At 40.4% G+C, this 13,765-nt stretch carries 10 protein-coding genes; 6 read left to right on the top strand and 4 right to left on the bottom strand.

Annotation, left to right across the window (positions count from 1 at the left end; genetic code table 11):
- Positions 1–399: 399 nt before the first annotated feature.
- A complete protein-coding gene (locus RMX69_RS16905) occupies positions 400–1,407 on the top strand; it encodes an alpha/beta hydrolase (protein WP_322638147.1) in 1,008 nt (335 codons plus the stop codon).
- 17 nt (positions 1,408–1,424) lie between these two features.
- Here RMX69_RS16905 and RMX69_RS16900 read toward each other — a convergent pair whose 3' ends face one another.
- Positions 1,425–4,157, bottom strand: coding sequence for a zinc-dependent metalloprotease (locus RMX69_RS16900; RefSeq protein ID WP_322638146.1), 2,733 nt, complete (start codon positions 4,155–4,157; stop codon positions 1,425–1,427).
- Between the two features lie 970 nt (positions 4,158–5,127).
- On the opposite strand from RMX69_RS16900, the gene RMX69_RS16895 reads away from it, so the two are divergent.
- The gene (locus RMX69_RS16895; RefSeq protein ID WP_409878201.1) at positions 5,128–5,511 is read left to right on the top strand and encodes a hypothetical protein; all 384 of its coding nucleotides are present in this window, start codon (positions 5,128–5,130) and stop codon (positions 5,509–5,511) included.
- A 760-nt stretch (positions 5,512–6,271) separates the two neighbouring features.
- Positions 6,272–7,720, top strand: a complete 1,449-nt coding sequence (locus RMX69_RS16890) for an AAA-like domain-containing protein (RefSeq protein ID WP_322638144.1) — start codon at positions 6,272–6,274, stop codon at positions 7,718–7,720.
- An 83-nt stretch (positions 7,721–7,803) separates the two neighbouring features.
- On the opposite strand, the gene RMX69_RS16885 is transcribed toward RMX69_RS16890, so the two are convergent.
- Positions 7,804–8,181, bottom strand: a complete 378-nt coding sequence (locus RMX69_RS16885; RefSeq protein ID WP_289798192.1) for a hypothetical protein — start codon at positions 8,179–8,181, stop codon at positions 7,804–7,806.
- A gap of 982 nt (positions 8,182–9,163) precedes the next feature.
- Here RMX69_RS16885 and RMX69_RS16880 point away from each other — a divergent pair.
- A complete protein-coding gene (locus RMX69_RS16880) occupies positions 9,164–9,655 on the top strand; it encodes an orange carotenoid protein N-terminal domain-containing protein (protein WP_289798191.1) in 492 nt (163 codons plus the stop codon).
- Between the two features lie 312 nt (positions 9,656–9,967).
- Here the strand turns inward: RMX69_RS16880 and RMX69_RS16875 are convergent, their stop codons facing one another.
- Positions 9,968–10,747 (bottom strand): glucosamine-6-phosphate deaminase, encoded by a 780-nt coding sequence (locus RMX69_RS16875; RefSeq protein ID WP_289798190.1) that lies wholly within the window; start codon positions 10,745–10,747, stop codon positions 9,968–9,970.
- A 236-nt stretch (positions 10,748–10,983) separates the two neighbouring features.
- Here RMX69_RS16875 and RMX69_RS16870 point away from each other — a divergent pair, with 236 nt between their 5' ends.
- On the top strand, positions 10,984–11,670 hold the full coding sequence (locus tag RMX69_RS16870; protein WP_322638143.1) for an HAD-IA family hydrolase: 687 nt from the start codon (positions 10,984–10,986) through the stop codon (positions 11,668–11,670).
- A 205-nt stretch (positions 11,671–11,875) separates the two neighbouring features.
- Here RMX69_RS16870 and RMX69_RS16865 read toward each other — a convergent pair whose 3' ends face one another.
- Positions 11,876–12,790 carry an AraC family transcriptional regulator gene (locus RMX69_RS16865; protein WP_322638142.1) on the bottom strand — a complete coding sequence of 305 codons (915 nt, stop codon included), beginning with the start codon at positions 12,788–12,790 and terminating at the stop codon, positions 11,876–11,878.
- Positions 12,791–12,998: 208 nt separating this feature from the next.
- Between RMX69_RS16865 and RMX69_RS16860 the strand changes: the two genes are divergently transcribed.
- A complete protein-coding gene (locus RMX69_RS16860) occupies positions 12,999–13,730 on the top strand; it encodes an SDR family oxidoreductase (RefSeq protein ID WP_289798187.1) in 732 nt (243 codons plus the stop codon).
- Positions 13,731–13,765: the final 35 nt, after the last annotated feature.

Genomic DNA, 13,765 nt, shown 5'->3' with positions numbered 1-13,765 from the left:
CTGGACGGGCAAGATGCCATTAGTGTCAACTTAAGGTTAAAACCCATTTGTCAACGATAGGTTTTGTTAGAAACGAAGTATAAAGGTAAACTTTTTCTGACTTCTATACACAAGCTGGAAGTGATGCTAATAAACAAAGCATTAATAGTCCTTGAAAAAGTTCGTTTTTTGTCCCTTGAAAACCGAATTTTTAAGCCTAAATGCTTATTGACATAGTAAGTTTGAGCTTAACTTGACACCAATGGCAAGATGCCCATCCCACAAGAGTTATATTTAATTCGATTATGTAAATTAGATGTTTTTTAGCTTACTCCTACAGGGAAGCAAGCTACGCGCAGCGTCTTGTAAAGAAGAAAGTTTCAGGCTCTTATTTAAACTTAAACTAAACTTTTTAATTTTATGCTTGAGTTTCAACCTCCTGGCTTTGGACATAAAGTAATCCATACATCTTTGGGAGCAATGGTTTACTATACCCAAACGAATGCACCTTGGACGATTGCTGACACTGAAGATTTACCCCCACTATTATTTCTCCATAACTTTGGTGGTGGAGCATCTGCTTATGAATGGTCTAAAGTTTACCCAGCTTTTGCTTCTAATTACCACATTTTAGCCCCCGATTTAATCGGCTGGGGAGAATCAGCCCATCCAGTCCGAGATTATAAAATTAGGGATTATCTCAGCACGATCGCAGAGTTTATCATCCAAACTTGTCACCAGCCGGTGACAGTGGTAGCCTCATCTCTCACAGCCGCTTTTGCTATTCGCCTAGCTATTGTTCAACCCAATTTATTCAAAGCACTGTTTTTGGTTTCCCCTTCTGGATTTGATGATTTTGGGCAGGGTGCTGGACGCAGACTTCCGCTTTCGGTAATCAATGCACCTCTGTTGGACAATTTTATTTATATGCTTGGTGCTGAAAATGAAATTGCAGTCCGAAATTTTTTACAAAGTTTTCTGTTTGCTAAGTCACAACGAGTATCTCAAGAAATGGTGGAGGCTTATTTAACCTCGGCACAACAACCTAATGCCAAGTTTGCTGCTTTGGCATTTTTGCGGGGCGATCTTTACTTTGATCTGAGTTTATATATTCAACAACTAACAATTCCCACTGTCATTTATTGGGGAGAAAAAGCGCAATTTACCGACATTAAATTAGGGCAACGTTTGGCAAATTTAAATCCAAGAGCAATCCGAGATTTTTATGCGATCGCAGATGCCGGAATATTACCTCATTTGGAAATACCAGAAGTTTTCATTGGCTTATTGCAGCGGTATCTTGGGGAAGTGGAGAGTAGGGGAGCAGCACTTCGGCTCATTTCGGCTCCCTTCTCTACGAGAGGCTGCGCCAACGGCTCCGCTCAGGGCAAGCCGCTCAATGACCGAGGAGCAGGGGAGAATAACTAATGACAAATGACAAATGACTATTTAGAAAGTAACTGTGCGTTTAATGCTTTAGCAATGCGATCGCCAGAAGCTTCTAAGTGAGCTAAGGTGTAAACATCAAGGCTTTCGCCAAGTTGTTTAAGTCTGGCATCAATGGCTTTTTGGAGTTGGCGCAATTTATACCAAGCCAATGTCCGACCATCTTCAGGTGTATTAGTAGTACCCAACATCATCTGTAACAAAATATTCAGATGTTCCCGTTGCAATGAACGCCGGATGCTCGAAATTGGCTTTGGTTCTCCGGGGGCGAAAACTTCTGTCCAGATGCCTGTTTGCAGGGTGTCGAACAGTTCTGGCATAGAAAGCGCTTCTCCAGGCAGAGTTTTTAATTCTATATCTTGTAACCGATTTAGGCGATCGCTGTCTAATAGCGATCGCAATATCATACTTTGAAAACTCAAAATGCGATCGTGAATTGGATAATCAAGGCGGTTATTAGGTGCAGAATTGCCCCAGTGTTCCCAACGCGATGGTGCTAGTTGATTGAGCAATTGTGGTGAAAAGCTGAAAGCATTATCTGCAAATACATACTCTTGCAACTTTGTCAATGCTTGACGTTGTTTTAAAAGTGAAACTGGTACAAATGTCCAAGCAGCATCATTACTGGTATGGAGACGCCGAAAAGATTGTCCACCAATGTATTTAGCAAGCAAAGTGGCGTTCCGAAAATAATATTTAAGTACTTTATTAAACTTAAGGCGCAGGTTACTATAGCTTTCTCCTTTCGATAGATAACCCTTATCAAGACGCTGCCACATAAAACGAGCATTATCCATTTGCCACTGCGAATAAAGTAGCACATCACTACTCATATCCCAGACATTTGCTAAAGGATTGATGTCCCAGATATCTTCATCGCTTGCGTAAGATAATTCTGGTTGAGGCGATGCTAATGCAATCTGGTCTAAAAAACTTTTTTCTGATTCTGGAATAGTTACCTCAAGGGCTGTTGATGGACATTTTTTATAACCATACTCAATTGCCCATTTGTCATAAGGCCCAATAACTCCTGGGAAATAGTCACCTTGCTGTACTCCCTGTGGTGCTATGTTCACAGGTACATAGTCCATCACCGAACCTACTAAACCTTTGGTGTGAGTGATTTCAGTATTATTTAATTCTTCTGGCGCTAACATGGTGCTGCCATGAAAATTATGGCGCAAACCCAGAGTGTGCCCGACTTCGTGAGCGATGAGAGAACGCAAATATTGATGCACATACTCTTTAATCGTTTCACTACTAGGTGTAGTGTCTGGCAACATTGACAACGCCAGCGCCCCCATAGCTGCTTGATTTGAAGATTCTATACCATAGCACGACTCTGAGGAGAAAAAGTGAGCAGAGGAAGAGGAGGCAAATTTATCCAGGAATTTCCCCGCGTCTTCACGTCCTTTCGTATTTTCTTGACATGAATTTGCCTCCATCAGTGCGTGATATTCTTGCTGAACTAAACGCACCATATTGGCATCCACAATGATATCTGCATCCAATATTTCCCCGGTGAATGGGTTGACGCGCATCGGCCCTTTGGCAAAACCTGCATCTAAAGAATTGAACCAGCGAATAGTGTTGTAATGTACATCTGCTGGTTTCCAATTAGCATCATCTGGCATTTGCTGCACTTCAATGGCATTTTGAAATCCGGCTTTCTCAAATGCTTTGTTCCACATCAAAACGCCTTCACGAATCGCATCGCGGTATTCTAGTGGTACAGCATTTTCAATCCAATACACAATTGGTTTTTTGGGTGGTGATAAAGGGGCGTCAGGATTGGATGGTTCTAGATGCCAGCGATTAATGTAACGTACAAATGATTCGTGAGCATTATTGTTAGAGAAATCTTGGAAAGCAGTAGTAAAATATCCAACTCTGTCATCGGCAAGTCTGGGAATATAACCATTGTTTTCTCTCAATTGAGAAAAGCTGTAGTGTACCTTCAGAGTGAGTGCCCTACTATCGGGTACAGCGATTAAATTTGAGCCTTCTAGTGATGAAAAACCGTAAATTGAATCAATCTCTATATTGTCTGGGAAGCTGTTAACATCACCAAAATATGACTTGCGTGCATCTAAGCGGTAATCAGCCTGTAAAGAGTATTTTAATAGAGGAGTTAATCCAGGAAAATCCTGCATTAGCAGTCCATTCAGGTCGATCAGAATATTTTTATTCTTTGGCTCGATAGTGGCTATTTCGAGTGAATAAAGAACTGAATCGCTAAATGAGCGAGCAAGCGATCGCTGTTCTGGTATACTATCTGTACGGAATTTTACATTCCGCACAACAAAATGCAATCTATTATTTACTCGTCGGAAGTAAAAAATAAAATCAGAGAGAGGTAATCCACTATAAATTCCACTTTCCCCGACGCCTGATTCCAATGTCACTATAGCTAGATAGTCTTTATTTAGCTGCTCTGGCTTAAGTTCTAAGAAAACCTTTCCTGAATCCTCGCTACAATAAAGTGTGAAGAGTCCCTCTAATTTATCTACTCGATTAACAATCCCATTAAATCGGCAAAAATCTTCTTTTTTAATCTCAGCAAGATTCTTGTCAGCACTTGCTACGTTTTTAACTACTGGCAGTGTATTTAATTGCTGCACATCAATATTAGAAGTATTTGAAAGTTGGTTTGCTGCTGCATAATCATTTGATAGCAACAAGTTAGACAGTAATACTATACAGACTGCTAATTTCGTTATCCAGTATTTCATCCTTTGGCTTTCCACCTGAAGCAGTTCTCGTGTTAAGGAAAAATGTCGAGTAGTTTTTCGTCTGTAAACCCTTCAAATCTACTCAGTCAGATAAACAATGCCTCTAGTACAGCGCAGCAAAAATCCAACTACCATCTCAATTAACTAGACAAATTGTTCAAGCAACTTGCTAAAGTAGGCAAACTTCCGCCACAGTGTACTAGCCTAAAAGTCGTGTGACTGTTGATTGTTATTAGTAACTATTTAGGAAATATCCATTAAACATCTATCTCTTAAGGTTGATAATTTATATAACCAAAGATACATGTTTTCTTTACTTCTATCTGTATTAAAAGCCAAATGTAGCATTAAAAATGTATTTAGTGCTACATTTGGTAGCCGAAGGAATCTCAAGTATGATTTATAAATAAAGAGTAAGACTTATAAAAAAGCTGTTATTAAGCATTTAAATGCTTTTTTAGGATGAATTTTGGAAATTTATGCTAATCTCAACCGTTCTCTCACATTTTCCATTGTTCTCAATGGTATTCAAAGCGTTATTTCCACACAAAATTAGCTTTTTTGCCTAATTATCGACTTTTTGCTCTAGCCAGCCAACCACAAACTAATTTTGAGTGCTTTGCTCTTATTTTCTGTAGAAGCAAAAACGAGTACACCAATTTCTACCGCTTAGGTGATGTCAAAATCAAGCAATATATAAAAAAAATCGTAGTTTACTAAATATTGCAGTTAATACATATCTGGTGAAATTAAATATACGTTATCCAGAACCCTTGTAGAGACCTAGCATTGCTACATCTTTACATTATTTTTCACTTCTATAAATGGTTTGATTTAGTTGATTTGCTTGCGGATGATTGGTATAGTCTCATCCCAGATTTTTCATAACTGAGATATGCCTTTTGTTAGAAGGATAATTATTTTTTTATAGTTAGTCTTTATTGGTACTCCAAAAAACAAGTTAATTGGCATGATAAATTTGATTTCTAGGACTATTAGTCACATCAGTTCTCTGCTTAAAGGACTTCAAATAAAAAGTTTTTTGGCTATTGTCATAGTTGGTTTTTTAGTGCTGACGACGAATTTTGCTCCTGGGCAAAGTAGTACAGGCTTAAAGGAAAGAGTTCGCGAACAGATACAGCAAGATGATTCTCAGAGACCGAGAACAATCGGGGAGTGGAATAAAGAAGCTCGTGAAACGGAAGGTTCTCCCGGTAAACGACTTCAAAAGATTGGAGAAGAGTCAGCAGAAGCCTTTAAACAATTTGGATCTGGATACGTAGAAGGTGCTCAGAAAACTGCTAGTGATGTAGGAGACAGTGCAGCCCGTACTGGCGAAAAGATCCTTAACTAGTTCGATGCTAAATGCGTTGCAATCTTTACCTGGCAGTAAGTACAAATAACTTTTCGCCAATAAATGAGTAATATTAGGAAGGCTGGTGTCTAACCAACGAACTCTTCTAATATTTGGGTAACACCCTCATCCTTGCTGATAATAGATTGTAGCGTTTTATCAATTGCATTAAACATAGGTTTTTAGTAGGGGTGGTACAGCTAGGTGTACCACCCCTTACTGCGTGCTATAATTTTATGTCTGTTTGATCGCTATTAAAATCGAAAAAGCCCAAAGACCAAACTTTGGGAAGAAATTAAGTGAAGCCAGTGCGGTATTTTCCCTACAGCCCTACCCGCATCCTACGACAGGCGCCAGCATCACAGCCCTTCGTATACATTGCTTACTCCTTGTTGTCTGGGTCTGCACTGCAAAATTCATATTAATACCAGATAAAAAAGATTTTTCAGTAATACTGAGTAAATTGGTAGAAATAAAGTCAACTATTAAGGCTTGTCATTTGTTATTTACAAGTAGTCAAAGATACTTGATGCAGAAGCGCCAACGTCTTTCTGGAGGGGAGAAAAAATGACAATCAATATAGTTATGTTTGTTTATACCCATTTATCTAACTATCCCAAACACTATATGTATATTTTTTTACAAATTTTTTAGGATTTTAAGAACGGGTAAGTAACTGTTGAATAACTGTTTTAAAACGTGAAACAATGAAGAAATAGCTAAGACAGTAAATCAAGAAAGTAGATTAATAATTAGTGATATGAAGCAATCTAAGAGCACGCGAAGGCGGGGACTTGTTCTAACGATCGCTGGGCTGAAGCGTTTGCAAGGGGCGATTCTGGCTATAGAAAAGGTAGAGAACAATGGACATCGCTTCACTCTAGAAGATTTAGGCGATCGCATGAAGGTATCTACCAAAACTCTGAACCGATTATGGTCGTTGAATACAGGCGTGGATCAAAAAACCTTGAAATTGTGCTTTAGCGCCTTTAACCTAGAATTATGCAGCGAAGACTATGGAATCCTGAGTGAACCGAATCATACTGAAGGCTTTCAACCCCTCTCAGTGAGTTTAGACACAGGAGAAAGAAAATTATTTCCGTCTTTACCCTTAGATTATCTTGCGACTCAACACCATGACCAACTCGAAAATCTTTGGTCATACCCAGATGGCCCCGTACCTGTAGATTCCCCCTTTTATGTCGATCGTCCTCCCATCGAGGAACTTGTTTATCGAGAAGTAATTCAACCAGGCTGTGTGATTCGGATTCGAGCACCAAGAGAAATGGGAAAAAGTTCTCTTGTGCTGCGGCTGTTAGCCTTTGCCAAGATGCAAAGTTATCGCTCGGTGAACGTGAATTGCAACCAAATCGATTCAAGCTGTCTGACAGACTTAAATAAACTTTTGCGTTCTCTTTGCCGGCAAATTGCAACAGAATTAGATATTGACCCTAAGCTAGATGAAAACTGGGATGAGGAAATAGGGTGTAAGTTGAGTTGCAGTTTATATTTGCAATCTTATTTGCTCAAGCAATGCAAAAGTCCAGTAGTTTTAGTGTTAAATGAGGTTGACCGCTTTTTTGAATATCCAGAAATTGCTCCAGAGTTCTTTGGTTTGTTGCGCTCTTGGTATGAAGAAGCACGACAAGATGCCAACTTGCAAAAACTAAGGTTAGTGGTAGTTTACTCCACAGAAGTATATGTCTCGCTGGATATCAACCGTTCTCCATTTAATATTGGACTACCGATCCGTCTGCCAGAATTTACTGACCACCAAGTAAAATACTTAGCCCAACGACATGGTTTAGATTGGACTTCTAATAATGAAGTTAACCAACTAATGTCTCTCGTGGGGGGACATCCAGCACTGATTCGGATTGCTCTATATTATCTATGCTGTCAAGGAATGACCTTAGAAGAACTGATACAAGATGCGATCGCTAACGGCGGCATCTATCGCTATCATTTATGGCGACACTGGGCAATCTTACAAGAAAATCCTAGTTTAGTAAAGGCGTATGTTCAAGTTGTAGCCGCAAAACAAAGCATTTCTCTCAATCCCATTGACGCTCATAAGCTCGAAAGCTTGGGTTTGATCGCTTATGAAAGCGATCGCATCCTACCGCGTTGTGAACTCTACCGTGCTTACTTTAAAAAACAACTAGGTGTTGCTGAATTTGAATATAAATCATTGCAAAAACGTGCTTGATAAAAAACTATCACAGACTCTTTTTCTGACGCTCACCGTAACGATCCTCTAGGATTAGAAACAAGGTTTTCAACGAAAAATAATTAATTGTTTGACCAATAAAGCTGATAATCCTCGATATAAAATTTTCCATTATTGGAAGACATTTTGAAAAAGAAGTAATAATCTTCTGGCTCCCAAATACCAAATTCTTGCTCTTGTTCTTGAAAACTAGCTGTCGAACCACTATTAGGGATAGTCATGCCAGCAGTTAGTGTTCCATTTTGTGTTCTCATTAGAAAAATTTCTAGCAGACAGAAACCCTGTAGTTCAGCAGAATAACGAATTTTGAAACGAATTCTTCCACCATTGCGTAGGGTCTTTTTAATATAAAAATTTTCTGTTTTAATGGGATTGCCAGACAGATAAATACCTTGGCCTTGTGTTAGTATATAATTTTGTGTTTCGTTGAATGAATTCATGATTTTTTCTCCTCCAAAATAATAAAAGTGATTGAGATAATTGCATTCTTGACAAATAAATCTTTGGAAAGATGGGTTCTTTCTGTGCTTCTGAATGTCACGTTTGTATTTTCTCGCTATCTTCAAAAAAATGCAATGACAGTTAAGACAGTTAAGACAGTTAAGACAGTCAAGAAGATAATTAAAAACTGAATTCTGAAGAGCGATACCTGCGGCGGGCTACGCCAACGCAACCTACAAAAATAGAGATTAACGATTCGTCACTCGATTTTGGATTTACGATTTTGAATTAACCCATGCATGAATGCAGGGGCTTGAATAATGAAATTGTTTGATTCTCACTCGCGTCTGAAGTCGTTAGTTAACAGTAGACTTCTTGCATAAATCCAAAAAGGAACCCCACCCCGTCTTTGACTTACGTCAAATTCTCCCCTCCCCGCAAGCCTACGGTGTACACACAAGTCCTAAAAACCTAGCTTGATAAGCATTTTCTCGTTTTCCTCGTTCCCAGTCGGAGACTGGGAACGAGATAAACGATGCCTAAATTTAGCCATTTCAAATATTAACAAGTAGTGCTTCTTTACCACATATTTGGGTCTGTTCGCGAAGCGTCTCGTAGAGAAGCCCCGTGCTGCACGCAATGCTTTAAAGTAATGAGTGGATGAAAAATGGGTATTTACTCATTACTTATTACTTATTACTCATTACTCCTTCTTAAGAGCGCCTTTAGGTCGGTGAGGATGTCAACCACTATTACAATCAAGCTAACATCCATCCAGGGAAATACCTTTTAACAATCATTCAATTTGGCAACAGACTTCTAATTGCTAACTCTTTCATTTGGCACTTGCCAAGCATTATTTTGGCTTTGAACGATCTTCTTTATGATTTTCATACATCTGTCTTCAGTAGGGTAAAATTCCAAATGTACATTTGATAACATTACTTAAGAATAAATAAGTAATTGCAATTGAAGTTAATCATGACATACACACAAACTAACGATCCAACTATTCGCGAACACGTTCAAGCTTGGCAACAGTTAAATGTAGATCAACAACTTGCTTTGTTTTGGTTTATCTATAAAGAAATGGGGGGTTCAATTACTCCAGCTGCTCCTGGAGCCAGTACTGTTTCTCCAGAAATAGCTGAAGGTTTATTTAACCAAGTTAAGGAATTATCTCACGAACAACAATTACAAGTTCAGCGTGATTTGATTAATAAAGTGGATACCCAAATTTCTCGTGAGTATGGCTCTTTGGGTGATACGACAAAACTCCTGTTTTGGTATCGATTATCTCAAGGCATGGAAGATGGCACTATCATTCCTGTACCTGATGATTATCAACTTCCTTCCGAAGCTAAAGCTTTGTTTGGCAAAATTCAAGGATTAGACTTTGAACAGCAGATTACTGTTTTCCGTGATTATGTTTCGCCAATGGGTGCTGAAGCAAAATCAGGTGCTGGAATTTAGCACCTTTGAACTTTTGAGGATGCTTAAGGGTATCTATTAAGTGATTTATACCCTTCCTTTCAAAGCTTGCTAAATTCGCCAGTCGCTTAATATAAAACCAAATTTTGATGACTGGCGTATTTAGAAACTTTTATTTCATTACTTTGAGATGTTTATGACTTCTATAAACATCAATTTTTTAGAACAAAGTGTATCAGAATTTGCGAATTTGGATATAAAATCTCGCTTGATAGTTATAGCGTTACTGTATACTGAAACTACCTCATACAATTCCAGCGATCGCTGCAATAATTAGCTTGGAAATGGATAAGTTTAAGGTAATTCTAGTACGCTAGCAGAATTAACATCTAAAAACAACGTCGCTTGTGGTTGTTGACGGAGAATAGAAGCCGGACAGTCTGTACCGATATAACTTTGCAGCATTTCTTTTACAACATTCGCTTTACGTTTTTCTGGAGCAAGACAAATAATTTTTTTAGCTGAACAAATTGTTGGGATAGTGACAGTAAAAGCATACTGTGGGACAGTTTCTAAATTCGGAAAGTGACCTGTATTTACTTGTTGCTGACGGTTCACAGTATCCAGTTTTACCAGCTTCACGCTGTAAGGATCTTGAAAATTTGCTACAGATGGATCGTTAAAAGCTAAATGTCCATTTTCGCCAACACCAAGACAGCATAAGTCAATCGGTTGTGCTTGCAATAATTTGGTGTAGCGATCGCACTCTGCCAGTGGTTGTAATATATCACCATCTATATAGTGAAATTTCTTAGGATTAACCTTTTTCTCTACACGTTCTCGCATATAACGCCGAAAACTAGCAGAATGGTCAGCAGTAATTCCCAAATATTCATCTAGATGGAACAGAATAATCCTTGACCAATCTACACCACCCAATGCAATCAAAGCATCAAGAAATTTTAGTTGAGAGTTACCTGTAGCTAACAATACAGCAGCTGTATCTTGAAGATTAAGAACTTGCTGTAAATACTTTTGCACGATTTCGGCAACATCCTCAGCCATTTCGACTTCAGAGTTGTAAATCTGCACTAATAAATCATCAACGCGAAAAAAGTTTGTGGCGGCTACCATTTGCTTACGAAGAAGGTTATCAATTATACGGCAGTTTGCCCAGAGGTTTTACCTGTCTACGCTTATATGCCCTATCCAGTATAGATTTTAGGATTTAGCAGATTAATTTCTGACTCTTGAAATTTTCTTCTCTAGTCCCCAATCCCCGTATTAACAAAGGAACAATCACTAAAGACAAAAAACAATGTAAACTATTTAAATTAAGTTAACAATTATTTACATTCTACCGAAAAATCATGCTGGCTGCAATTCTTTTTGACCTAGACGGCACTATTGTCAATACTGACCCTATACACTACCGAGCTTGGCGGGAAATGCTGTTAAATTACAGCATAGACATAGACGAAACATTTTATAAATCCCGAATTAGTGGAAGGCTAAATCCAGAAATTGTTAAAGACATTCTGCCACAATTATCAGCAGCAGAAGGGCAAAAATTTGCAGACGAAAAAGAGGCACTGTTCCGCAAACTCGCCCCACATCTCAAACCGCTAAGTGGATTTTCTGAACTACTAGCATGGACAGAAACACATCAGTTAAAACGTGCCTTAGTAACTAATGCTCCTAGACTAAATGCAGAATTTATGCTAGAAGTTTTGGGGATAAAAGAAGCTTTTCATACAATTGTTTTAGCGGATGATTGTATTGCAGGTAAACCCGATCCTACGCCCTACCAAGTTGCCCTGAATAAATTGGAGATTACAGCAGAAGAAGCGATCGCTTTAGAAGACTCTCCCTCTGGTATTCGTTCAGCAGTGGGCGCAGATATTCGCACCATTGGCATCGCCTCCACCCACGATCCGCAAATTTTGCAGTCAGTCGGTGCATTTATGGCAATTCCAGACTTTACTGATTTGCAGTTATGGACATTGCTAAACTCACTCATCGAGCCAGATTTAAGTGCGATCGCTTCTAATTTTTGAGGACATGGGGCAAAGAAGCGGAGGGGCAGAGGGGAAAAGACTTACTGGGCATTGCTGAATCAAAGGATGATTTTTGTAGGGTGGGCGACACGAGATCCCTAAAATACAAGGGATGGGCTTTTCGGCCCATCCCACAAAACTAGCAAAATCATCCCGCAAATATGCAACGCCACTTACTGCAACTTCCCCCCTGCTCCCCTTCCCCTCATCCCCCATCCGCAAAAACTCCACTTTTTAACCGAGCCATATCACGCAACGGTGGTGCGCCGAACAAGCGACTGTATTCACGGCTGAACTGTGAGGGGCTTTCATAACCTACATAATGACTAGCAGTCGCCGCATCCATACCTTGCCCCAGCATCAGACGACGGGCTTGTTGAAGCCGAAGTTGTTTTTGATATTGCAAAGGACTCATGGTGGTGACTGACTTGAAGTGATGATGAAGCGACGAGGGACTCATGCGCGCTTCACGAGCGATCGTATCGATCCGAAATGGTTTTTCGTAGTTCCATTTCAGCCAGTTGATCGCTCTGCTAATTGCTTGGAATTGTTTATCGACTAAAGCAATCTGTCGCAATCTAGCACTGTGTTCGCCAGATAATAAACGGTAGAGAATTTCTCGGACAATCAAAGGTGCGAGGATGGTAATATCTTCAGGCGTTTCCAACAATCGTACAAGTCGGATTGCAGCATCAAGTAGTTGCGGGCTAACAGGATTAATAGACAAGCCTGGTTCCGGTGGTTCGTTTGCTGGAGCCTCTAGTTTTGCCTCCATCATCAGTGTGCTGAGTTCTCCCATATCTAAATCGAGCCGAAGACACAGATACGGAACGCTTGGCGTTGCTTCAATCACTTGACCGACAACAGGCAGATCGATGGATACCACCAAATATTGGTCTTGACCATAAACATACAGATTGTCTGCCAACATTACCTGTTTCTTGCCCTGAGCGACGATGCACAGGGCAGGCTCATGCAGAGCATGGAGAGGCGCAGTCGGTTGTAAGGAACGGATCAGGAATAACCGCTCGATCGCTGTGGGATGGACACCATCTCCATTACTGTTTTGTGCAATCAGAGCGGCTAGCTCGGACTGCTGCTTTCTAACAGTCTGTTCCATAATGTCGTTTGAAATCCTTTATGAAACTAACATTCAGGGCAGCCGCAATCTATTTAGCCGCTGAGGTCAGTTTATCTTTTCATGATAAACAATGAAGAAAAATGCAGGATTAGGCAAGAATTTCGCAGGTTCAGATTACCGCATCAAGCTTTGACACTCTTAATCTAAGAGTGTGCTAGAGAATACAATAACTTGGAGATCCGGTTTTATGACTACCAACCAACAGAAAGTCGTACTAATTACAGGCGCAAGTAGCGGTATCGGTGAGGCGACAGCACGTCTACTCGCTCGTAAGGGCATCCACGTCATCCTGGGCGCACGACGCACGGAGCGGCTAGAAACCCTCGTGGCTACAATCCGCGCTGAGGGAGGCTCGGCGGAGTATCAGACCCTTGATGTTACTAATCGCGCCGACTTCCAAGCCTTTGTAGAATTTGCTCAGAGCAAATTTGGCCGCATTGATGTCATCGTCAACAATGCAGGCGTTATGCCCCTCTCGAAGCTAGAAGCGCTGAAGGTTGATGAATGGGACTGGATGATTGACGTGAACATCCGTGGCGTACTCAATGGCATCGCCGCTGGGCTACCGCTGATGAAACGCCAAGGATTTGGCCAGTTCGTCAACCTGTCCTCCATCGGCGGACATGCGGTGTGGCCAACCTGCGCCGTTTACTCAGCAACTAAGTTCGCGGTGTTGGCAATTTCGGAGGGGCTGCGTCAGGAAAATACCGACATTCGCGTTACAGTTATTTCGCCAGGCGTAACGGAGTCAGAACTGGCCGATAGCATTACTGACGCCGAAGCTGGTAAAGGTATGCAGGAATTCCGCAAGATTGCGCTTCCGGCTGAAGCGATCGCCAGAGCGATCGCCTTTGCAATCGAACAACCAGATGACGTTGATGTGAATGAGATTATCGTGCGCCCTACAGCCAACGTATAGTTATGCAAAGATGCGGAGAATTTTTAACCTAAACT

Source organism: Nostoc sp. EspVER01 (assembly GCF_034530635.1).
Taxonomy (GTDB): Bacteria; Cyanobacteriota; Cyanobacteriia; order Cyanobacteriales; family Nostocaceae; genus Nostoc.
The sequence above is the reverse complement of the archived record's forward strand: the minus strand, read 5'-3'. Positions and strand labels throughout refer to the sequence as shown.